This is a genomic window from Achromobacter sp. NPDC008082 (genome assembly GCF_042957345.1).
In the GTDB taxonomy this organism is placed as follows: domain Bacteria; phylum Pseudomonadota; class Gammaproteobacteria; order Burkholderiales; family Burkholderiaceae_B; genus Achromobacter; species Achromobacter kerstersii_A.
The window spans coordinates 60,795-81,614 of record NZ_JBIBIB010000005.1; the positions used below are offsets into that span (position 1 = coordinate 60,795).

General features: G+C 63.6%; 19 protein-coding genes. 17 read left to right on the top strand and 2 right to left on the bottom strand.

The window, feature by feature from the left end; genetic code table 11:
* The first annotated feature begins 8 nt into the window (after window positions 1–8).
* The 8 genes from ACFZAI_RS20075 to ACFZAI_RS20110 all read left to right on the top strand — a co-directional run bounded on the left by ACFZAI_RS20075 (window position 9) and on the right by ACFZAI_RS20110 (window position 9,531).
* Window positions 9–1,346, top strand: a complete 1,338-nt coding sequence (locus ACFZAI_RS20075; RefSeq protein ID WP_391568586.1) for a hypothetical protein — start codon at window positions 9–11, stop codon at window positions 1,344–1,346.
* Window positions 1,333–1,812, top strand: a complete 480-nt coding sequence (locus tag ACFZAI_RS20080) for a hypothetical protein (RefSeq protein ID WP_391568587.1) — start codon at window positions 1,333–1,335, stop codon at window positions 1,810–1,812. The genes ACFZAI_RS20075 and ACFZAI_RS20080 overlap by 14 nt, the downstream gene beginning before the upstream one ends.
* 35 nt (window positions 1,813–1,847) lie before the next feature.
* Window positions 1,848–3,665 (top strand): ATPase, T2SS/T4P/T4SS family, encoded by a 1,818-nt coding sequence (locus ACFZAI_RS20085; RefSeq protein WP_391569171.1) that lies wholly within the window; start codon window positions 1,848–1,850, stop codon window positions 3,663–3,665.
* Entirely contained in the window at window positions 3,662–4,798 is a 1,137-nt protein-coding gene (locus ACFZAI_RS20090) for a hypothetical protein (protein WP_391568588.1), read from the top strand. Before ACFZAI_RS20085 ends, ACFZAI_RS20090 begins: the two co-directional genes overlap by 4 nt.
* A 52-nt stretch (window positions 4,799–4,850) precedes the next feature.
* Window positions 4,851–5,474, top strand: a complete 624-nt coding sequence (locus ACFZAI_RS20095; RefSeq protein ID WP_391568590.1) for a type 4 pilus major pilin — start codon at window positions 4,851–4,853, stop codon at window positions 5,472–5,474.
* Between the two features lie 41 nt (window positions 5,475–5,515).
* Window positions 5,516–6,559: a prepilin gene (locus ACFZAI_RS20100; RefSeq protein WP_391568591.1), complete on the top strand. Its 1,044-nt coding sequence runs from the start codon at window positions 5,516–5,518 to the stop codon at window positions 6,557–6,559.
* 78 nt (window positions 6,560–6,637) lie between these two features.
* A complete protein-coding gene (gene alaS / locus ACFZAI_RS20105; RefSeq protein ID WP_391568592.1) occupies window positions 6,638–9,262 on the top strand; it encodes an alanine--tRNA ligase in 2,625 nt (874 codons plus the stop codon).
* A complete protein-coding gene (locus ACFZAI_RS20110; protein ID WP_391568593.1) occupies window positions 9,262–9,531 on the top strand; it encodes a sulfurtransferase TusA family protein in 270 nt (89 codons plus the stop codon). The genes alaS and ACFZAI_RS20110 overlap by 1 nt, the downstream gene beginning before the upstream one ends.
* An 86-nt stretch (window positions 9,532–9,617) precedes the next feature.
* On the opposite strand, the gene ACFZAI_RS20115 is transcribed toward ACFZAI_RS20110, so the two are convergent.
* Entirely contained in the window at window positions 9,618–10,199 is a 582-nt protein-coding gene (locus tag ACFZAI_RS20115) for a hypothetical protein (RefSeq protein ID WP_391568594.1), read from the bottom strand.
* A 430-nt stretch (window positions 10,200–10,629) separates the two neighbouring features.
* Between ACFZAI_RS20115 and rpsP the strand changes: the two genes are divergently transcribed.
* The 8 genes from rpsP (at window position 10,630) to ACFZAI_RS20155 (ending at window position 16,992) form a co-directional block, all read left to right on the top strand.
* Window positions 10,630–10,890 (top strand): 30S ribosomal protein S16, encoded by a 261-nt coding sequence (rpsP, locus tag ACFZAI_RS20120; RefSeq protein WP_006224007.1) that lies wholly within the window; start codon window positions 10,630–10,632, stop codon window positions 10,888–10,890.
* An 84-nt stretch (window positions 10,891–10,974) separates the two neighbouring features.
* The gene (gene rimM, locus ACFZAI_RS20125) at window positions 10,975–11,592 is read left to right on the top strand and encodes a ribosome maturation factor RimM (protein WP_391568595.1); all 618 of its coding nucleotides are present in this window, start codon (window positions 10,975–10,977) and stop codon (window positions 11,590–11,592) included.
* Window positions 11,592–12,536 (top strand): tRNA (guanosine(37)-N1)-methyltransferase TrmD, encoded by a 945-nt coding sequence (gene trmD, locus ACFZAI_RS20130; protein ID WP_391568596.1) that lies wholly within the window; start codon window positions 11,592–11,594, stop codon window positions 12,534–12,536. The genes rimM and trmD overlap by 1 nt, the downstream gene beginning before the upstream one ends.
* Window positions 12,537–12,746: 210 nt before the next feature.
* Window positions 12,747–13,334: a helix-turn-helix domain-containing protein gene (locus ACFZAI_RS20135; protein WP_391569172.1), complete on the top strand. Its 588-nt coding sequence runs from the start codon at window positions 12,747–12,749 to the stop codon at window positions 13,332–13,334.
* Window positions 13,335–13,433: 99 nt separating this feature from the next.
* Entirely contained in the window at window positions 13,434–14,189 is a 756-nt protein-coding gene (locus ACFZAI_RS20140; RefSeq protein ID WP_391568597.1) for an ABC transporter substrate-binding protein, read from the top strand.
* 122 nt (window positions 14,190–14,311) lie between these two features.
* The gene (locus ACFZAI_RS20145) at window positions 14,312–14,965 is read left to right on the top strand and encodes an amino acid ABC transporter permease (protein WP_175169801.1); all 654 of its coding nucleotides are present in this window, start codon (window positions 14,312–14,314) and stop codon (window positions 14,963–14,965) included.
* A complete protein-coding gene (locus ACFZAI_RS20150) occupies window positions 14,962–15,693 on the top strand; it encodes an amino acid ABC transporter ATP-binding protein (protein WP_391568598.1) in 732 nt (243 codons plus the stop codon). Before ACFZAI_RS20145 ends, ACFZAI_RS20150 begins: the two co-directional genes overlap by 4 nt.
* A gap of 9 nt (window positions 15,694–15,702) precedes the next feature.
* Window positions 15,703–16,992 (top strand): NAD(P)/FAD-dependent oxidoreductase, encoded by a 1,290-nt coding sequence (locus ACFZAI_RS20155; protein WP_391568599.1) that lies wholly within the window; start codon window positions 15,703–15,705, stop codon window positions 16,990–16,992.
* 72 nt (window positions 16,993–17,064) lie between these two features.
* Here ACFZAI_RS20155 and ACFZAI_RS20160 read toward each other — a convergent pair whose 3' ends face one another.
* Entirely contained in the window at window positions 17,065–19,959 is a 2,895-nt protein-coding gene (locus tag ACFZAI_RS20160) for a valine--tRNA ligase (protein ID WP_391568600.1), read from the bottom strand.
* A gap of 406 nt (window positions 19,960–20,365) precedes the next feature.
* Here ACFZAI_RS20160 and ndk point away from each other — a divergent pair, with 406 nt between their 5' ends.
* Window positions 20,366–20,791, top strand: a complete 426-nt coding sequence (gene ndk / locus ACFZAI_RS20165; protein WP_006223997.1) for a nucleoside-diphosphate kinase — start codon at window positions 20,366–20,368, stop codon at window positions 20,789–20,791.
* Window positions 20,792–20,820: the final 29 nt, after the last annotated feature.

The window sequence follows — 20,820 nt, forward strand, 5'->3', positions numbered from 1 at the left end:
GACGCGATATGAACCGAGCTCCCTATTTTTTGATGGTTGAATGTCCGGGCAGCGCACGCTATCTGGCGTTCGGGCTGCGTTGGCTCGCGCTGATTGGTTCCGACGTGCCGGGTTTGGCGCGGGCGCGTGGCCGGCGGCTTCGGGCGACCCACGTGGTAGTCGGCGGCTCGCCCGCCACCATGGCGGGCTATGGCAGAACGCAGTCGGCATGGCGCCGGGGCGGTCGCGCGGGGCGGTCCCGCTGCGGCGGTGCGCCGCACATCCAGGCGGCCGCTCAGCTATACGCGCTGTTGTATCCCGCGGGCGGCCATTGCCTGATCCCGTTGCCTGACGGCCGCTATTGGCTGGCGGCGGCGCAAGATGGCATGGCGCTGTCGCAGGCGGATCGCGTGTTTGACTCGCACGATGAGGCGTTGCACGCGCACAGGCGCTTGGCCGATGACCGGCCCGGATTGCAGGCCCATGACGCTGGCACGGTATGGGCGGCGCTGTTGCAAGCGGTGGAACCCGGCGCGCAGTTGACGCCATTGCAGACGCGCTGGGCCGCATTGCCGCTTGTGCCGCGCGTTTTTCTGGCGTGCGTCGGGCTGTCGGCTGTGGCGCCGCCGGTATGGAACCTGTTGTCGGCACGCTTCCCGGTTCGTGAACCTGCGGTGGCTTTGCCATCCGCCGAGCCGGTGGCTGCGCTGACGCCATCGCGGCCGTTGCTTGCAGGCATGTCGGCGCATGCTCGCACGGAACTGTCGATGCTGTTGCGCAGCGTGGGCAAGCTTCCCGTTCTCGTGCAAGGTTGGGCGTTGCGCCGCGCGCAGTGTGACGCGGGCGAAAAAGTCTGGGATTGCGCTGCGGTTTACGCGCGCGCCTCGCCGCAGGCCACGAATCTCCAACTGCACCATCGGTTGCCTGTCGGCTGGAGGGTGTCTTTCAATCCGCTTGAAGAAGCGACGTTGCGCTGGCGCATCCCATCGGCGCTGGTGCCGTTGGCGTCCATGACGTTACCCAGCGCGCTGCGCGTCGATACCGAACTGGCCGGGGCGTTGCAGCAGTTGCAGCCTGCTTTCACCGCTGTGGCGCTGGCGCCAGCCGTTGCCTTGTCGTCACCGTCGCCATCCTCTCCCTCTTCTACGGGCGGGCCGGCAGAGGCTGCACAAACATTCCAACCTTTGGTCCGGCGTCGCGCGTTGCGCATGCACGGCCCGTTGCGGTCATTCGCGCTGTTGCCTGGCCCGATCGAAACGGTGCGCTGGTCTCGTCTGGCCGTGAACGTGCAGCCCCTACACCGGCCCACGTTGGCGGCCAGCACGCTGGTTGCCGAATTGCACGGAGATCTCTATGAACAGGATTAGGCTTACCGTCCGGCGCGAGGCGCAATGCTTGGCTGTGGCGGTCTCGCTGGCCATCTGTGCGCCGGCCCAGGCGTCGTCGCCGCAAGTGGATGAGGCTCACGTGTGGCCAGATGTTGAGACGGTGCAAACGCTGTTGCGGGCCGATGCGGCCGCCGCGTTGGCCGATTGCCGGACGCCGGGGATCTGCCAGCCGGCGGCCGCCCCCGCGGGCCATTCGGCCTCCAGCGGGCCGAAACAGGACGACATCCGCGTGGCCGCGATCTTCGGGTCCACTCGGCGGCTCACTGTCGATGTCGTGGTCAATGGCGCGTTGCTGCGCTATCGGGCAGGCCATGGTGCGCCTATCGCCGGGGCGGTCTCGGCGAATGGTTATCAACTGCTGGCAGTCGTTGGGGCTTGCGTGCACTTGCGCCGCAACGAACACGATCACATGGCCTGCGTGCCGCTCGGGAGGGCGCTGCCATGACACTGCCTGCAACGCAGCCAGACATGCGTGGCGCTATGCGGCAAGCTGAAACGCGACTGAAGCCGAGCGAACCGCAAGCGCTGCAAACCGCCGACGACATCTCCCGGCTAGCGCCCGCGTTCGTGCGCGCGTTGGGCGACGAATTCGATCTTGCCTCATTGGCGGGCCGGTTGTGCCCGGTGCTGCTGGACAGCGGCGAAGCCGCGCTGTTCGCTGTCACCGAATACGCGCTGGGCGATACCGCCGACGAACTTGAACGCATGGTGCGCGCGGCCGGATACCGCCTGGCCAGGCCGTCACGCTACATCCTGCCTGCGCCCTTGCTGCTGATGATTGCGCGCGGGCAATTGACGGCGGCGGGCTTGGCGCGGCGGGGAAAAGGATCGCCGGCTGAGCGTACATCCGCGTTGGCGGCCTTGTTTCAGGACATCGTCCGTTGGGGCGTGACGCAAGGCGCCAGCGATGTCCATATCAACGTCAATCAGCGGCAGGCTTTTTGCGATATCCGCTACACCATCAATGGCGAGTATGTCGGCACGGAGCGCTTTGCGGGGCTTTCGAATGCGACATTGCTGGAAGTTCTGGCGGTGGCCTGGATGGAGGTGCGTGGGGGCAACGGCGCGGTGTTCGATCCGGCGCTTGAGCAGCAAGGGCGTATTGCGCTTGAGGTCGACGGCATCCCGATTGTGTTGCGCTGGGCATCGCTGGCAACGGATGCAGGGCCGTCGGTCTGCCTGCGGATGCTGCGCTTGGACGCCACGGCGGATGGCGATCTTCACGCCCTGGGTTATCTGCCCACGCAAATCGAGACGTTGCTGCGCGCCCGCGACCGCGAAGGTGGCGCCATTGTGCTTGCCGGCGTGGTTGGTTCCGGCAAATCCACGACCATCGCGACGTTGATGCGGGGTATCGACGCTACGCGCAAGGTCATCACCTTGGAAGACCCGGTTGAATACGTTATCGCCAACGCATTACAGAACACGTTGAACGGCGCGCTGGCGGAATCCGCGTGGCCGACGCTGGACGCCAAGTTGAAGACCATCAAGCGGTCGGCAATGAATGATCTGCTGATTGGAGAAATCCGAGATGTGGATACGGGACGCGCGTTCATGGACCTGGCCAGTTCGGGCGTCAGCCTTTACGCCACCACGCATGCGGGGTCGGCGGCCATGGTGCCTGAACGGCTGGCGTCGGAGGCGATTGGCGTGTCCCGGGATTTCCTCGCGACACCCGGCATGCTCAAGCTGCTGGTGTATCAAACCTTGTTGCCGCGCTTGTGTTCGGCCTGCGCGTTGCCGCTGGAATCTCTCTGGCGAGAGCAAACGTCTTCACGCACATCGGATTCGGCGTTCGCTGCCCGGTGGGATTGGCAGGCGTGGGCACACGACATGGAACGCGTGTACCGATTGGAGCCGCATACGCTGAAGGTCAGGAATGCGGCCGGCTGCGACGCGTGCCGCCGTCCGCAATTGCCTGATCTCAATGGCACGGCGGGGCGCTGTGTGGCCGCGGAAATGATCGAGCCCGAGCGGGTAGAGGGTTTTCTGGAACGCGTACGTGTGCGCGATAACGCGGCGTTGATGTCGGCCACGCAACGGGCAGACCCCTGGGCGTGGCGCGATGCTGCATCACGCGGCGCAAGGGCGTTGGACGGCGCCTTGCATCGCGTCAGCACCGGCGAGGTGGACCCGCGAGCGCTGCTGCGCCGCTTCGACCTTCTGGTTTTGCCGCAAGCAGCCAGCGCAGGACTGGGCGCAGAACTAGGCGCAGAACCGCACGCCGCTCCGCACGCCGCACCCGTCGCCGCACCGGTCGCCGCACCGTTCGCCAGCCGGGATCGGGGGCTGACATGACTTGGCTGACTTGGCCGGCGAGGGTCCGATTGGGGCCTCTTTTCGAAGCCGCGCCGCGATGGATCGATGCGTTGCGCTTTCGTTTCCACCGCGCCGACTACTACGCCTATCTTGCCGATCTGATCGACGGCACGCAGGGGCGCAAGAATCTGCGCGACATTTTTGATGACGATGCGCGTCGATACGGCTCGCGCACGGTACGGGGCCGGCTGGCTCGCCATTGGGCTGCCGCGTACCTTGAGGCGGGCGGCGACCTGGGCTTGGCGTGGCGCGACACGTTTCCTTCGGGCGAATGCTTGCTGCTTAGCTGCGTGCAGGAAGAGGGCGGCGATCTTGCGGCGGCGCTGCGCGACTTGTCGCGTGCCGTCCAGTTGGCCGGGGATGCCTGGCTGGCTGTGGCAACGGCGGCTGCGGCGGGCGTCGTTGCGGCCGCTGTCGCCTTCGCCCTGCTGTGCGCGATTCCCTACTTCAGCGTGCCGCGCTTGAAGCAGGTCTTTCAGCTGGTGCCGCCCGAAGACTATCGGGGGCTGACGCGCGGTTTGTTCGCCCTGGCGCGCGCGTTGAAGCAGTGGCTGCTGCTCTGGCTCGTGCTCAGTTTGGGCCTGGCGGGTCTGAGCCTATGGTCGCTGCCGAATCTTACCGGTCCATTCCGGCGCGTGATTGACCGGTGGCTGCTGTGGCGCTTGTACCGGGATTTTCAGGCGATTCGATTTCTTTGCCTGCTATCGGTGCTGGTTCGCCAGCACGGGGCGGCGGACACCCGGCTTCGCCGTGCGCTGTCTGTCCAGGCGCGCAGCGCGCAACCCTGGATGCACGCGCACCTGCAAACCATGTTGGAACGTATCGATGCCGGGGCAAGCGGCCCCGAGATATTCGGCACGGGCCTGCTGGATCAGGAAACCTGGTGGTACATGGCCGACATGATGGACGCGCTGGGGCTGGAGTCCGGTCTGGCGCAGGTTCGCCAGCGCGTCGAGTTGCGCCTGCTGGTGCGGGTGCGCCGGCAAGCCGCCACGCTGCGATGGTCGTTGCTGATCCTGTCGCTGGCGACCGTGTTGGGCCTCACGTTATGGCATTACGCGGTCATTGATGAGCTTCGCCAGTCCTTGACCAATTTCTACGCAAGCCAGTAGCGCGGCGACGCATCACTCAAATCACTGATTTCATCAACCAAAGGAGGCAACCATGCCTGGTCTACGGGTTCAGCAATATCGGCGCAGCACGACGCGTCAGCGAGGGTTCTCGTTGATGGAGGTGTCCATCGTTACCGCCATCGTCTTATTGATTGCCATCGTGGGCATTCCCGCGATTGGTGCGTACGTGATCGAGAACAAGGTGCCCAAGGTGGGCGAAGAACTCCAGCGGTTTATCGCCAGCATGAAAATCAATGCGCAAGGGGGCGGCGTCACGCCGTACGTGGGGTTGGATACTGGCGCAATGGCGAATGCCTTGCGCGACTCCAGCGTGCTGTCCGTCCAGGGCAGCGGCGCGTCGACGCGCGTCGTGCACGGCTTGGGCGGCAGTGGGACGGGCCGAAATGGCGTGGTGGAGGTTGTTGCCGCTGCCGTAGGGGGCGCAGGCCTGGGCTCTGCTTTCACGGTGACGCTGACCAATGTGAGTCATGCAGCCTGTCCTGCGTTGGCGTCGGTGCTGCAAAGGGTGTCGGACACGATCACCATCGGCGGCAGCGAAGGCGCCAAAGTCGTCAAAGATCTGCATTCCATCCCCATCCTGCCGTACCGCGCCGTGCAGGCCCAGGCGCATTGCGGCCAGGGAGACGTCAACACCTTTGTCTTCACGGCAAGATGATGCGGCCCGCGATTTCTGCCGGTGTGCAGTGGCGCGCCATCTTGCGTCCGCACCAGCAAGCCGGCTTTTCGTTGGTGGGCCTGGCGCTTGCGCTGGCGTTGAGCTCCGTCATCGCCATCTGGGCGTCGAACCAGGTTGTACAGCGCATCGAAGACGCGGCCGCGCGCGCCTCGGGGGTATGGCTCACGCAGGTCCGCGATGCCGCGGCAGGGATGTTGGCTCGGCATTTCGACATCTTGGCCAAGGGAGATGCCCCGTTAAGCGCGGGCGGGCAGCCCTTATTCGCGGATGCGGTGACGCCGACAGTCCCCGAGCTTCGCGCCCTGGCGCTCTTGCCGGCCGCTTTCCCGGAGCGATCGGCGATGGGGTTCGGCGCGCAGATCAGGGTAGTCAAAGGCGAAGCTTGCCCCGGCGATCGATGCCGGATCGACGCCCTGGTCTATAGCGCTGCACCGATTGTGAAATCAGGGACGCGCTTTCCTGATCTGATCGGCATTGCCGCCGTCATGGATGCTGCGCAAGGCTATGGCGGCGCGGTGTGGGCGGAGGCTCCCGGCCAGGTGCGCGGTTCGGCCTTCAGCTTCCCGAACCCGATGGAGCCCGGCGCGCCGGCCTATGCCGTTGGCACGGTGGCGCTGTGGGCCGGGGCGGGGCCTGGAACCGATCGTTCGCCCGTCATGCCCGACCTGGACCCTTTCGTCAGAATTGGCGACGCGCGTGACCCTATGCTGCAAGGTACGCTGACAGCCGCATCCTCCGTGATTGCAGGCGGGTATGTGTCGGTGGGCGCACGCGCCCAGGCGGGACAGCCCTGCGGCGTCTCCGTCGGCACGATTGCCGCGTCAGACGTTGGCGAGCTCCTGACCTGCCAATCGGGCGTCTGGCAACGAGCCAGCAGCGGCTTTGGGGGCGCCTACAGCATCAATTATCCGCGGGGCTGCTGGCATTTTTCCGGGGCATCCACCGCGAACCCCGTCACCGGGCAATGCTCTTGCCCGCCCGGCTTTGCTGACGTCATTGTGTCCGCAGGCGGGAAATGGACTGAAACCGAAGGGTGGACCACCGGTTATGTCTGCGTCAGATAGGGTGTCTGGCACCCATTCCCGCGCTTTTCCGCCAAACCTCTATAATCAAAGATTCGCCTAAATCCTGCGTCATCCACGATGAAATCCTCCGAGATTCGCCGCCAGTTCCTGCAATTCTTCCAGTCGAAGGGACACACCATTGTTCCCTCGTCGTCGCTCGTCCCCGGCAACGACCCGACCTTGCTCTTCACCAATTCGGGCATGGTCCAGTTCAAGGACGTGTTCACGGGCAAGGAATCGCGGTCGTACTCGCGCGCCACCTCGTCGCAGCGCAGTGTGCGCGCCGGCGGCAAGCACAACGACCTGGAGAACGTGGGCTACACCGCCCGCCACCATACGTTCTTCGAAATGCTGGGTAACTTCAGCTTCGGCGACTACTTCAAGCGCGACGCCATCCAGTACGCCTGGGAACTGCTGACGCAGGTTTACAAGCTGCCGGCCGAAAAGCTCTGGGTCACCGTGTACCAGGAAGACGACGAGGCCTACGACATCTGGGCCAAGGAAGTCGGCGTGCCGACCGAGCGCATCATCCGCATCGGCGACAACAAGGGCGCGCGCTACGCGTCTGACAACTTCTGGCAGATGGCCGACACCGGCCCTTGCGGCCCGTGCTCGGAAATCTTTTTTGACCACGGCCCCGAAATCTGGGGCGGCCCCCCGGGATCTCCCGAGGAAGACGGCGACCGCTACATCGAAATCTGGAACCTGGTGTTCATGCAGTTCGAGCGCGACGCCCAAGGCAATATGCCGCGTCTGCCGCGCCCCTGTGTCGATACCGGCATGGGTCTGGAACGTATCGCCGCCGTTTTGCAGGGCGTGCATTCCAACTACGAAATCGATCTGTTCCAGAAGCTGATTCACGCTGCTGCCCGCGAAACCGGTGTGAAGGATCTGGACAACAACTCGCTGAAGGTCATTGCTGACCACATCCGCGCGTGCTCGTTCCTGATCGTGGACGGTGTGATCCCCAGCAATGAAGGCCGCGGCTATGTGCTGCGCCGCATCGTGCGCCGCGCGCTGCGCCATGGCTACAAGCTGGGTCAGACCAAGCCGTTCTTCCACCGTCTGGTGCCGGATCTGGTTGCCGAAATGGGTGAAGCCTATCCGGAACTGGCCGCCATGGCCGACCGCGTGGGCCAGGTGCTCAAGCAGGAAGAAGAACGCTTTGGCGAAACGCTTGAGCACGGCATGCGCATTCTGGACACCGCGCTGGCCAACGTGCCCAAGGGCGGCGTGCTGGACGGCACGACGCTGTTCACCCTCTATGACACCTACGGCTTCCCCGTGGACCTTACCGCCGACATCTGCCGCGAACGCGAAGTGGAAGTCGATATGGCCGGTTTTGAGGTCTCGATGGAGCGCCAACGCGACCAGGCTCGCGCCGCCGGCAAGTTCAAGATGGCCGAAGGCCTGAGCTACGAAGGCGCCGACACGCGCTTCGAAGGTTACGAAAAACTGGAACTCGACAACGTCAAGGTCACGGCCTTGTATGTCGATGGTTCGCAAGAGCAAGAAGTGAAGGCCGGCCAAAACGCTGTGGTCGTGCTGGACGTCACGCCGTTCTACGCGGAGTCGGGCGGCCAGGTTGGCGACACCGGCTTGCTGGAAGCGGATGGTGTGCGCTTTGCCGTGGCCGATACGCTCAAGATTCAGGCCGGCGTGTTCGGTCACCATGGCACGCTGGAAGCGGGTTCGCTCTCGATCGGCGATACGTTGCTGGCGCGCGTTGACGCCGTCCGCCGCGCCCGCACGGTGCGTAACCACTCGGCCACTCACTTGATGCACAAGGCCTTGCGCCAGGTGCTGGGCGCGCACGTGCAGCAGCGCGGCTCGCTGGTGGACCCTGACAAAACCCGTTTCGACTTCGCGCAAGATGCACCGATGACCGCCGAGCAGATCGCGCGTGTCGAAGCCATCGTCAACGCCGAAGTGCTGGCCAACCAGCCCACCGTGGCCCAGGTCATGGCCTACGACGACGCGGTCAAGGGCGGCGCCATGGCGCTGTTCGGCGAAAAGTACGGCGACACCGTGCGCGTGCTGGACATCGGTTTCTCGCGCGAACTCTGCGGCGGCACGCACGTCAGCCGCACGGGCGACATCGGCCTGTTCAAGATCATTTCCGAAGGCGGCGTGGCGGCCGGTGTGCGCCGTATCGAAGCCATCACGGGCGACAACGCGTTGGCTTGGGTGCAGAACCAGAACGCCTTGCTGACCCAGATCGCGGGCATGTTGCGCAGCACGCCGGCCGATGTGCCGGCGCGTATCGCGCAGGTGCAGGATCAGGTCAAGGCGCTGGAAAAAGACCTCGAGCAATCGCGCAACAAGCTGGCCGCCAGTGCGGGTAACGACCTGGCTACCAGCGCCGCCGTTGACGTCAAGGGCATCAAAGTGCTGGCCGCCAGCATCGCCGATATTGATCCCAAGGCGTTGCGCGGCATGGTCGACAACCTGAAAGACCGTCTGAAGCCGGCGGTGGTGCTGCTGGCCACCGGCGCGGCCGATGGCAAGATCAGCGTGGTGGGCGGCGTTACCGCCGACCTGACCGACCGCATCAAGGCTGGCGATCTGGTGGGCTTTGTCGCCAGCCAGGTCGGCGGCAAGGGCGGCGGCCGCCCGGACATGGCCATGGGCGGCGGCACTGATCTTGCAGCCTTGCCCGCCGCCATTGCCGGCGTGCAGAAGTGGGTGGACGAGCGTCTGTGATGAGCAGCGGGGATACCGGCCTGAATGCGGGCGCGCAAACGCCTGCGTTTCAGCAGGAAGTGGATGCCAGCGGCCTGACGTGTCCGCTGCCCATTCTGCGCGCCAAGAAGGCGTTGGCGCAGATGGTCAGCGGCGAAGTCTTGCGCGTCGTCACCACCGACCGCAATGCCATTCGTGACTTCCAGGCGTTTTCCCGGCAAACCGGCAATGCGCTGGTTGCGCAGCACGAGGCCGATGGCCATTGCGTGCACTACCTGCAACGGCGCTGATCTTCCGGCCTTCGGCCAATAATCATCGGCCGATGCAATAAAAAGGCCCGCGTTCCTGCGGGCCTTTTTGCTTGGCGCTGACGGCTTTACTTGTGGATGGCCGCAGCGACTGCCTGCGTGATGGTGAAGTCCACCAGATCGCCTTCTTTTAGCTGCTGCAAGCGTGCCTGAAGCGCCGGGTCCTTGACCTGGATGGTGCGCATCCCGCCTTGCGGGCCCTTCAGCGTGACCAGGTTGGCGCTTGTATTGATGTGCCAGATCTCGGCAGTGATGGTCGTTTGGCGGCCCATCGCGCCGCCTGGCTTGGCGCCTGGCGCACTACGGGTCGCGGCGGTTTCTGTCACGACCTCGGGCGCGCCCGAGCCTGCGCGGCGTACGTCGACCGCGACGGATTCGTAATAATCCAGCGTCAGGGTATCGCCCGTTTTGATCTGTTGGAAATTGCGCACCTCCGGGCCTGCGACGACATCGATGGAATTGCCGTTGGCGCCTTGCAGAGTGATGGTGCGCGTGGCGGGGTCGACCGCCGTCACCTTGCCGGACGCCGTGGTGAGCGCCGCGCCGACAACGCGGGCAGACGCCGCAAATGGCATCGCCAATGTGCCCAGCAAAATGCCCGTCAACGCCAGGCGCGCAACGGGAGTGAAGACAGATTTCTGGTTCTTCATGATGTGGCACCCTCCAGTAGAGGAAGTGTTGGGAAAAAACACGAGGGGAACTGGGGATAAAGCGAGCTCAGCGGAAGACATCCGCCTTCAGGACGAGGGTTTGAATACTGCGATGAGCCGACGCCGCAGGGGCGTGGCCGGGTGGAGCAAAGCGTGGAGTAAGGCGCAGGATGACATAAATCCGATCTCTCCAATCGGGTTATTCTTCAAACGCACTAACGATCAACCGCAGGAAATGCAGACGTGGGCGCGGCGGGAAGGCTACACTTTGGTCTGCGGCGGGCTCCGGCCCGTTTTTGTAGAATACCCGGATGTGGTGTTTTAGGATACAAAACGCGCCGCCACGACTGATTCAGCACCTGCATTTGCCAGCTGGCTTGTTTAGGTGCTAGAATTTCCCGTTTTTCACAACTAATTCAAGGGATTACCTATGGTGGTGATTCGCCTGGCCCGCGGTGGGTCCAAGAAGCGTCCGTTTTACAACCTGGTGGCCACCGATTCGCGTAACCGTCGCGACGGCCGCTTCATCGAGCGCGTGGGTTTCTACAACCCCGTAGCTAGCGAAGGCACGGAAAACCTGCGCATTGCGCTGGATCGCGTGCAGTACTGGACCGGCACTGGCGCCCAACTGTCGCCTGCTGTTGAGCGTCTGGTCAAGGACTACTCGGCTAAGGTTTCCGCCGCTGCTTAATTGCCGCGTCGACCAACCAAGTCGTTAGTTCAGCTGTAAAAGCTACCATTCTTAGCTGTTTCATCCTTACCAAGAGCGCGATACATGTCTGATGCCGCAACCTCTAACGCGGCGCCTACGGATTTGATCGAGCTGGGCCGCATCACTGCAGCCTACGGTGTGAAAGGCTGGGTCAAGGTGCAGCCTCATTCGGCCAATGCCGAAGTGCTGCTCTCAGCATCTCAATGGTGGTTGACTCGCCCTGTGCCTGAATTGGCGCGGGGCGCTGTCGCGTCTGCGCCTGCCGCAATCAAAGTTCTGCAAGCCCGCTCGCAAGGCGCCACGGTCGTGGCCCAGCTGGCGGGTATTGCTGATCGCGATCAGGCCGAAGCCTTGCGCGGATATTCCGTGCAGGCGCCGCGCGGATCTTTCCCCGCGCCGGAAGAAGACGAATACTACTGGGTCGACCTTATCGGCTGCGCGCTGTACACCAGCGCCAACGGTGAACCCGCCTTGATTGGCGTGGTGGACGAAGTCCTTGATAACGGCGCTCACGCCGTCTTGAAGGTCTTGTGCCAGCGGGCAGGGGCCGAAGGGCCCGAGCCCATCCTGACCGCCAAAGGCCGACCCGCCGAAATGCTTGTTCCGTTCGTACGTGCGCACATACACGCCGTCGATCTGGCTGCTCGCCGCATTGACAGCGACTGGCCGGCGGATCTTTGATGCGATTTGACGTCGTTACGCTCTTTCCCGAAATGTTCGGGGTAGTGCGCGATCTGGGTGTCACCGGCCGGGCGCATGCCCAGGGCCGGTGGTCCTTGCATGCATGGAATCCACGAGATTTCACGCACGACGTTCATCGCACGGTGGACGACCGCCCTTACGGCGGCGGCCCCGGAATGGTGATGATGGCGGGGCCTTTGGAAGCCGCTGTCAACGCCGCTCAGGACGCGCGCGCCGCGCTTGGCCTGGGCCGAGCCCCCGTTGCGCTGCTGGCCCCGGTCGGGCAGCGCTACGATCAGGCGGGCGCCGAAACACTGGCCGCAAGCGACGGAATCATCCTGATTTGCGGCCGATACGAAGGGGTGGACCAGCGCTTCATTGAACGCTGCGTGACCCATGAAATCTCGCTGGGCGACTTTGTGTTGTCTGGCGGAGAAATCGCCGCGCTTGCGGTGATCGATGCCGCCGTGCGTCTCTTGCCCGGCGTGCTCAACGATGGCGATTCCGCCTTGCAGGATTCGTTCAACGACACCTTGTCCGGCTTGCTGGACAGCCCCCATTACACGCGCCCCGAAGTCTACGAGGGTGAGTCCGTGCCGGCGCCGCTGCTTAGCGGTCACCACGCCAACATCGCCCGTTGGCGACGCGAACGCTCGCTGGCGTTGACCGCCGCCCGGCGCCCCGAGCTGCTTGAATCCGCCCGCGCCAAGGGCTGGTTGAACAAAGCCGATGAGCGCTTTTTGGCTGAACTGGCCGGCACGTATGACCCGGCTTCCGATCCGCCTAAGCGTCGGCGTAAATCTTCAAGCAAGCCTGCGGCCAGTATGCCCGCAACGCCGAACGCTTCCGTAGCCTCCAACGAAGCGGCAAGCGCCAGTGCATCCCCAACGCCTGATGCGGCCGCCACCCCGGACGCTGCTGCGACGCCGGACGCATCTTCCTAACGCTTTTCATCAGACTGGCGCTGTTCGACCCCGCTAGGGATGTTCCTAGGTTGTGGGCGGTTTGCGTGCTCCTTAGTATTGAAAATTACATGCAAATGAAATTTTCATATGAATCAGCCCCGCCGCGCCGAATCTGGCCAGTCCTCCTCTGAACGCCCAGGCCCGGCGTCATCGCGCCTGTCGTCCGGGCGGCCGGAATCCGCCGTTGATATGTGGCTGGGTCAGCAATTGCGCCAGTTGCGCAAGCAACAGGGCCGCTCGCTGACCGATGTGGCCAGCGCGTGCGGCATGTCGGTCGGGCTGTTGAGCCAGATCGAGCGGGGCTTGAGCTCCGCTTCGGTCAAGACGCTGGACCTGCTTGCCCGTGAATTTCAGGTGTCGGTCAATTCGCTGCTGCGCAATGCCGAGCACACGCAGGGCGAGGATGGCGGCCGCGTGGCGCGCGCCGGTACGCATCGGTTTATCGACCTGAGCGAAAAAGGCATCAGCAAAGAGATGTATACGCCGCCCGCCTGCCGCAGCATGGACCTGTGCCGCGCCACCATCGAGCCGGGCGGCTCCACGGGCAATGAGCTATTCGTGACGGGGCAGGGCGAGCAGATCGGCGTCGTGCTCAAAGGGTCGTTAGAACTCTGGGTGGGCGACCGCGTCGTGCTGCTCAACGAAGGCGACAGTTTTTGCTATGCCAGCAGCACGCCGCGCCGCTGGCGCAATCCTGGCTCGCAGGCGACGGAAGTCATCTGGGCCATTTCCAACATCACTCAAGCCGCGGGGGACGACACGCAACAAGCGCTCTAGGCGCGCAGCATCCACAGCGGCGTGGCGACACTGGGGATCGCCGCGCCACCGGACACGCCAGGCGTTGCCCGGACTTCTTTGCCACGATGAGGAAATGTCATGAAATTCAAGACTCTGGTTGTCTCGGTATTTGCTGCATTGTCCATGGCCGCGGGCGCGCACGCCCAGACGGTGTTGAAAGTGGGGTCCACACCCACCGGCAGTCCGTTCACGTTTCTCGACACCAAGACCAACAGCATTGAAGGCGTGATGGTCGACATCGTGAAAGCGGTTGGCAAAGAAGCGGGCTTCGAAGTGCAGATCGAACCCATGGCGTTTTCGGCGCTGATCGGTTCGCTGACGTCCAAGCGCATCGACATCGTGTCCGCGGCCATGTTCATCACGCCGCAGCGTCAGCAGGTGGTGAGCTTTTCGGACCCGGTCTATCGCTATGGCGAAGGGCTGATGGTGCTGAAGACCGACAACAAGGATTACAAGTCCTTTGCCGACATGAAAGACATGACGGTGGGCGTGCAGGTAGGGACGGCGTTTGTCGAGCCCATCCAAAAGAGCGGCATGTTCAAGGAAGTGAAGCTCTACGACAACCCGCCTGACATGATGCGCGACGCCAATGCCGGCCGCATCCAGGGCGGGTTCATGGACTACCCGATTGCAGCCTACATCCTGACGCAGGGCAACTACCCGAACCTGAAGATGGCGCAGTCTTACCAGCCGACCATCATGGGCAGCCTGGGGCTGGCGACCCGTAAGGAAGACACCGCGCTGCTTGACCGCATCAACAAGGCGCTGGTCAAGCTGAAGGCGGACGGCGCCATCGACGCCATCCTGAAAAAGTGGGGTCTGTCCGGCGCGTGATGCCGGCCTGATCTCAAGCAACTCGCAGTTTTTGCATCAGCCTGGCCGGTGCGCGTGCGCGCGCCGGCGGGCGGGGCGCATCCCGCGTTCCCGTGGGCTGTCTCGTCGGGGTGGGTGAAGTCATGATGGAATTCTTCAAGGATTCGGCGGAGTACCTGCCGATACTGCTGCAAGGGGCAAAGCTGACAATCCTGGTGACGCTGGGGTCGTTGGCGCTGTCGACCGTGCTGGGCCTGGTATGGGCGCTGATGCGGGTGTCGGGCAACACGTTCCTGTCCAAGCTCAGCGGCGGCATCATCAATCTGCTGCGCGGCATTCCGATCATCGTGCTGCTGTTCTATATCTATTTCGTGATGCCCGACATGGGCGTGTCGTTGACAGCCGTGCAGGCCGCCATCATCGGTTTGGGCGTGGCGTATTCCGCCTATCAGGCAGAGAATTTTCGTGCGGGGATTCAGGCGATCGATCGTGGCCAGATCGAAGCCGCGATGGCGATGGGCATGAGCTGGAGCATGACGATGCGCCGCGTGGTGCTGCCGCAGGCCGTGAAGATTGTGCTGCCGCCGTACGGCAACATCATGATCATGATGCTCAAGGATTCCTCGCAAGCCTCCACCATCACCGTGGCGGAACTGGCCTTGCAGGGCAAGCTTATCGCCGTGTCGACCTTCAAGAACGCGACGGTGTTTTCGCTGGTGGCGTTGATGTACCTGGTGATGTGCGTGCCGCTGATTCTGCTGGTCCGGCACTTGGAAAAAAGGAGCGCCACGAAATGATCGAACTCCAGGGAGTCCGCAAAAGTTTCGGCCCGCTAGAGGTGCTGAAGGGAATTGACGCCGAAGTCAGCAAGGGCGAAGTCGTCTGCGTGATCGGCCCATCGGGTTCGGGCAAATCCACCATCCTGCGCTGCATCAACGGGCTGGAACGCTACAACGCCGGCCGCATCACGGTGGATGGTGAATTGGTTGATGCTGACGCGCCTTCCATCGTGTCCATCCGCACGCAGGTGGCGATGGTGTTCCAGCGCTTCAACCTGTTTCCGCATCGCACCGCGTTGGAAAACGTGATCGAAGGGCCGATCTTCGTCAAGAAGGAGCCGCGTGCGCAAGTGATGGAACGCGGGCGTGAATTGCTGGCCAGTGTGGGCTTGGCGGACAAGGCGGACGCGCATCCGAATCAGTTGTCGGGCGGCCAACAGCAGCGCGTGGCGATTGCGCGCGCGTTGGCGATGCAGCCCAAAGCGATTTTGTTCGACGAGCCCACCTCCGCGCTGGACCCGGAGCTGGTGGGCGATGTGCTGGGCGTCATGCGCAAGCTGGCGGAAGCTGGTATGACGATGGTGGTCGTGACGCACGAAATGAGTTTTGCCCGCGAGGTTGCCGACCGCGTCATGTTCTTCGATGGCGGCGTCATGGTGGAGCAGGGCGCGGCCCGCGAAGTGCTGAATCATCCGCAGCATCCCCGTACGCAGGACTTCCTGCGCCGCGTGCTGCATCCCATGTAAGGAATCATCATGCAGCAAGCGCCGTTTCCCTTATCTCCGTCATTGTGGGCGGCCACCGCCGCGCCGCCTCCGCCGACCGTGCCGCTGATGGCCTCCACGCAGGCGGACGTGCTCGTCATCGGCGGCGGATACGCCGGCCTGAGCACGGCCTTGCATCTGGCCGAGCGGGGCGTCAAAACCGTGGTGCTGGAGGCGCGCGAGATCGGCTTTGGCGGATCGGGGCGCAATGGCGGGCAGGTGATTCCCGGCTTGAAATACGACCCGGACGCCTTGATCTCGATGTTCGGCCACGACCGCGGTGAGCGGCTGTTGCGGTTCGCCGGCGCTACGGCTGACTCGGTGTTCAACTTGATCGACCGCCATGCCATGGATGTGCCGCATGTGCGTAAAGGCTGGATTCAAGGCGCGCATACCGCCGACGCGTTGCGCACCGCGCACGACCGCGCCGCCCAATGGGCGCGCCATGGCGTGGATGCGCAGCCGCTGGATCGCGCGCAGGTTGCCCGTTTGCTGGGCACGGATCGGTATCTGGGCGGATGGGTCGATAACCGCGCGGGCGCCGTGCAGCCCTTGAGCTATGTGCGCGGCCTGGCGCGTGCGGCATTGAATGCGGGTGCGGTCATTCACACCGACACGCCGGTCACGGGATTGAAGCGCGATGGCGGTAAATGGACCGCCACCACCGCGCGCGGCGCGACGGTTTCCGCCGACCGCGTGGTGATGTGCACGAACGCCTATGGCGGTGATTTGTTGCCCGGCTTGAAGACGTCCATCATCGACGCCAACACCTTCCAGGTGGCCACGGCGCCGCTGCCGGAGGCCGTGCGCGCAGGCATCTTCCCCGAAGGGCATGTCACGTCGGACACCCGCAACCTGCTGCTGTACTTCCGGTTGGATCACCAGGGCCGATTGCTGATGGGCGGCCGCGGGCCTTTCCGTGAACCCAAGGGGCCGCAGGACTGGGCGCATCTGGAACGCGTGATGCTGAAACTGTTCCCGCAGGTGGCCGGCACGCCGTTCGAATATCGCTGGTGCGGACGCGTCGCCGTCACGCGCGATTATCTGCCGCATCTGCACGAGCCCCAGCCGGGCCTGCTGGTGGATATCGGCTGCCAAGGGCGGGGTGTGGGCTTGCAGACCAGTATGGGGCGGGCGATGGCGCAATACGTGGCCACGGGTGACGCCAATGCGCTGCCGGTGCCGCTGTCGCCGATCGTGCCGTTCCCGCTGTACGGGCTGCGCCGGCTTTACGTCAATGCGGTGGTGACCTGGTATCGCCTGAATGATGGTGGCGTGTAGAGCGGGGCCGCAATGAAAAAAACCCCGGACCCATCGTCCGGGGTTTTTCGTTCAAGCGGCCAGACCGTTTGCTTAGTCGCCCAGCTTGGCGCGCTGTTCGCGCACCTTCTGCAACGTTTCACCAAACTGCGCCATGCGCGCCTTTTCCTGTTCCACAACCGCTGCCGGGGCGCGTTCGACGAAGCTGGCGTTGGACAGCTTGCCGTTGGCCTTGGCGATCTCACCCTCCAGGCGCGCGATTTCCTTGTCCAGGCGGATGCGTTCAGCGGCCACGTCAATTTCCACGTGCAGCATCAGGCGGCTGGCGCCCACGACCTGGACCGGCGCACCGGCGTCGGGCAGCGTGTCCAGCACATCGACCTGGCTCAGCTTGGCCAGCGCGGCCAGATACGGCGCATTGCGCTTGAGCGTGGGCGCGTCGCCTTGGGCGCACAGCGGCACCTTCTGGGCGGGCGACAGATTCATTTCGCCACGCAGCGCGCGCACGGCTTCAACCTGCGCCTTGAGCTCAGCCACATCGGCTTCCGCCGCGGCGTCCACGGCGGCCGGGTTGGCTTGCGGATACGGCTGCACGCTGACGCTGTCGGCAACGCCTGCCTTGCGCTTGCCCGCCACCACCGACACCTTCTGCCACAGCTCTTCGGTGATGAACGGAATGATCGGGTGCGCCAGGCGCAACACGCATTCCAGCACGCGGATCAGCGTGCGGCGCGTGCCCAGTTGCTGGGCTGGCGTACCGGTCTGGATCTGCACCTTGGCCAGTTCCAGGTACCAATCGCAGTATTCGTCCCAGACAAAGCGGTACAGCGCGTTGGCGATGTTGTCGAAGCGGTAGTCGGCAAAGCCGCGCGCCACATCGGCTTCCAGCGTCTGCATCTGGCTGACGATCCAGCGGTCCACGAACGAGGTTTCGCCCGCGTCCGAACCCGTCAGGTCATGGCCTTCGGTGTTCATCAGCACGAAGCGGGTGGCGTTCCACAGCTTGTTGCAGAAGTTGCGATAGCCCTCGCAACGCTTCAGGTCGAAGTTGATGTTGCGGCCCAGCGTGGCGTAAGCGGCCATCGTAAAGCGCAGCGCGTCGGTGCCGAAGGCGGGAATGCCGTCCGGGTACTGGCGGCGCGTGGCCTTTTCAATGGCGCCTGCTTGCTTGGGATTCATCAAGCCGTAGGTGCGTTTGGCGACCAGGCCGTCCAGGTCGATACCGTCGATGAGGTCAACCGGGTCCAGCGTGTTGCCCTTGGACTTGCTCATCTTCTGGCCGTCGGCGTCGCGGATCAGGCCGTGCACGTAGACGTGCTTGAACGGGATCTGGCCGGTCATGTGCGTGGTCAGCATGACCATGCGGGCGACCCAGAAGAAGATGATGTCAAAGCCGGTGACCAGCACGCTGGAGGGCAGGTAGCGTTGCAGGTCCGGCGTGTTGTCCGGCCAGCCCAGCGTCGTGAAGGGCACCAGGCCCGACGAGAACCAGGTGTCCAGAACGTCCGGGTCGCGCTTCAGGTCGCCCGTCACGCCAGCGGCGCGGGCTTGCTCGATGGCGCCCGCTTCGTCGTGCGCCACAAAGATCTGGCCGTCGTCGGAATACCACGCCGGAATCTGATGGCCCCACCACAGTTGGCGCGAAATGCACCAGTCCTGGATGTTGTTCAGCCACTGGTTGTAAATGGTGGTCCAGTTCTCCGGGTAGAACTGGATGCGGCCGTCGGCCACGACTTCCAGCGCCACTTCGGTGATGCTCTTGCCCGGATTCAACGTGCCTTCCGGCGCGGGCTTGCTCATGGCCACGAACCATTGGTCCGTCAGCATGGGCTCCAGGACGACGCCGGTGCGGTCGCCCTTGGGCTGCATCATCTTGTGCGGTTCGATCTTGACCAGATAGCCTTCGGCATCCAGCTGGGCCACGACGGCCTTGCGGGCTTCGTAGCGCTCCAGGCCCTGGAACTGCTTGGGACCGTTTTCGTTGATGTGCGCGTCTAGCGTGAAGATCACGATCAGGGGCAGATCGTGGCGCATCGCGCAGGCGTAGTCGTTGAAGTCGTGCGCGCCGGTGATCTTCACGCAGCCAGTGCCGAACGCCGGGTCGACGAAATCATCCGCGATGATGGGGATGTTGCGGTCGCACAGCGGCAGCTCGACTTGCTTGCCGATCAGGTGCTGGTAGCGCGGATCTTCCGGGTGCACGCACAGCGCGCCGTCGGCCAGCATCGTTTCCGGGCGGGTCGTGGCGATGGTCATGCCGCGCAAGGTGACGGTCTGGCCGTCCTTGTCGACGATGGTTTGCGGGCCGTCGACGAAGGGGTAGAGGATGTGCCACATGTGGCCATCGGTTTCTTCGGACAGCACTTCCAGGTCGGACACGGCGGTCAGCAGTTTCGGGTCCCAGTTGACCAGGCGCTTGCCGCGGTAGATGAGTCCCTGTTTATGCAGGCGCACAAAGGTTTCGACGACGCCGCGCGACATGCGGTCGTCCATCGTGAAGTATTCGCGCGGCCAGTCGGCCGACGCGCCCAGGCGGCGCACCTGCTCGGTGATGGCGTTGCCCGACTTTTCTTTCCATTCCCAGACCTTTTCCACGAATTTTTCGCGGCCGAGGTCGTGGCGGGAAACCTTCTGGGCGTCGAGCTGTCTTTCAACCACGATCTGCGTGGCGATGCCGGCGTGGTCGGTGCCGGGAATGAAGACGGTGTCGTCGCCCGACATGCGGCGGTAGCGCACCAGCCCGTCCATGATGGTCTGGTTGAAGGCGTGCCCCATGTGCAGCGTGCCCGTCACGTTGGGCGGCGGGAACTGGATGACGTAGGGCTGGCTTTCCGTCCCCGTTTTTACATGCTGGCCCGCCGTGAAGTACCCGCGCTTGTCCCACTCGGCGTACCAGCGGGATTCCAATTCGGAGGGTTCGAAGCTCTTGGAGAGTTCCGGGGTGTCGCTCGCGGCATTCGCGGCGTTCGGGGGGGCAGCTTGAGTCATTACAGGGTTCCGGCAAACAGGGCGCCCGGCGTAGGGATACGGGCAGCAAACCGCTCATTTTAAGATGTAATGCGGTCTTCTCAGCGTGTTAGAATACCGGGTTACTGAAAACCTTTTAGAAGTCCCTGAATTCATTGAGGATTCCTTCAGAAATATGCGCCGAAAAGCGCACCTTTCTGTATTCTCAACAAGAATTGAGGGCGCATCCGATCGGTAGGCAGTGTCGAATCCCTGCCTTGGCCATGTGGTTCAGGACGGCCCGGAATGCGCAACGGCATCGTTCAAGCAATCCGGACCGCCTGTGCGCCAACAGCGCGATGACACTTCAAGGGTGACACCGACAAGTGCAGAGCCACGCCAGGCAATTCATCAGAAACCAGTCAGAAATCAGCTTTCGGAGTTCCTTATGTCCATCCAACGCACCCTCTCGATCATCAAGCCCGACGCCGTCGCCAAGAACGTCATCGGCCAGATCGTCGGCCGTTTCGAGCAAGCCGGCCTGAAGGTCATCGCCGCCCGCCTGGCGCAACTGTCGCGCGCCGACGCCGAGCGTTTCTACGCCGTGCACTCGGAACGCCCCTTCTTCAAGGACCTGGTCGACTTCATGATCTCGGGCCCGGTCTTCGTGCAAGTGCTGGAAGGCGAAGACGCCATCCTGAAGAACCGTGACCTGATGGGCGCCACGGACCCGAAGAAGGCTGCTCCCGGCACCATCCGCGCCGACTTCGCCGACAGCATCGACGCCAACGCCGTGCACGGCTCGGACGCTCCGGAAACGGCTGCTGTCGAAATCGCTTTCTTCTTCCCCGAAATCAACATCCACAGCCGTTGATTTTCGCGTAAGCACTGTTCTTGTTTTTT

What these genes read in the sequence shown, in the direction of transcription:
- ACFZAI_RS20095 (WP_391568590.1), top strand. Translation starts at nt 4,851, where the DNA reads ATGCCTGGTCTACGGGTTCAGCAATATCGGCGCAGCACGACGCGTCAG.
- ACFZAI_RS20075 (WP_391568586.1), top strand. Translation starts at nt 9, where the DNA reads ATGAACCGAGCTCCCTATTTTTTGATGGTTGAATGTCCGGGCAGCGCA.
- rpsP (WP_006224007.1), top strand. Translation starts at nt 10,630, where the DNA reads ATGGTGGTGATTCGCCTGGCCCGCGGTGGGTCCAAGAAGCGTCCGTTT.
- ndk (WP_006223997.1), top strand. Translation starts at nt 20,366, where the DNA reads ATGTCCATCCAACGCACCCTCTCGATCATCAAGCCCGACGCCGTCGCC.
- ACFZAI_RS20135 (WP_391569172.1), top strand. Translation starts at nt 12,747, where the DNA reads ATGTGGCTGGGTCAGCAATTGCGCCAGTTGCGCAAGCAACAGGGCCGC.
- ACFZAI_RS20080 (WP_391568587.1), top strand. Translation starts at nt 1,333, where the DNA reads ATGAACAGGATTAGGCTTACCGTCCGGCGCGAGGCGCAATGCTTGGCT.
- ACFZAI_RS20140 (WP_391568597.1), top strand. Translation starts at nt 13,434, where the DNA reads ATGAAATTCAAGACTCTGGTTGTCTCGGTATTTGCTGCATTGTCCATG.
- ACFZAI_RS20110 (WP_391568593.1), top strand. Translation starts at nt 9,262, where the DNA reads ATGAGCAGCGGGGATACCGGCCTGAATGCGGGCGCGCAAACGCCTGCG.
- alaS (WP_391568592.1), top strand. Translation starts at nt 6,638, where the DNA reads ATGAAATCCTCCGAGATTCGCCGCCAGTTCCTGCAATTCTTCCAGTCG.
- ACFZAI_RS20090 (WP_391568588.1), top strand. Translation starts at nt 3,662, where the DNA reads ATGACTTGGCTGACTTGGCCGGCGAGGGTCCGATTGGGGCCTCTTTTC.
- ACFZAI_RS20150 (WP_391568598.1), top strand. Translation starts at nt 14,962, where the DNA reads ATGATCGAACTCCAGGGAGTCCGCAAAAGTTTCGGCCCGCTAGAGGTG.
- ACFZAI_RS20115 (WP_391568594.1), bottom strand. Translation starts at nt 10,199, where the DNA reads ATGAAGAACCAGAAATCTGTCTTCACTCCCGTTGCGCGCCTGGCGTTG.
- ACFZAI_RS20145 (WP_175169801.1), top strand. Translation starts at nt 14,312, where the DNA reads ATGATGGAATTCTTCAAGGATTCGGCGGAGTACCTGCCGATACTGCTG.
- ACFZAI_RS20155 (WP_391568599.1), top strand. Translation starts at nt 15,703, where the DNA reads ATGCAGCAAGCGCCGTTTCCCTTATCTCCGTCATTGTGGGCGGCCACC.
- trmD (WP_391568596.1), top strand. Translation starts at nt 11,592, where the DNA reads ATGCGATTTGACGTCGTTACGCTCTTTCCCGAAATGTTCGGGGTAGTG.
- rimM (WP_391568595.1), top strand. Translation starts at nt 10,975, where the DNA reads ATGTCTGATGCCGCAACCTCTAACGCGGCGCCTACGGATTTGATCGAG.
- ACFZAI_RS20085 (WP_391569171.1), top strand. Translation starts at nt 1,848, where the DNA reads ATGCGGCAAGCTGAAACGCGACTGAAGCCGAGCGAACCGCAAGCGCTG.
- ACFZAI_RS20160 (WP_391568600.1), bottom strand. Translation starts at nt 19,959, where the DNA reads ATGACTCAAGCTGCCCCCCCGAACGCCGCGAATGCCGCGAGCGACACC.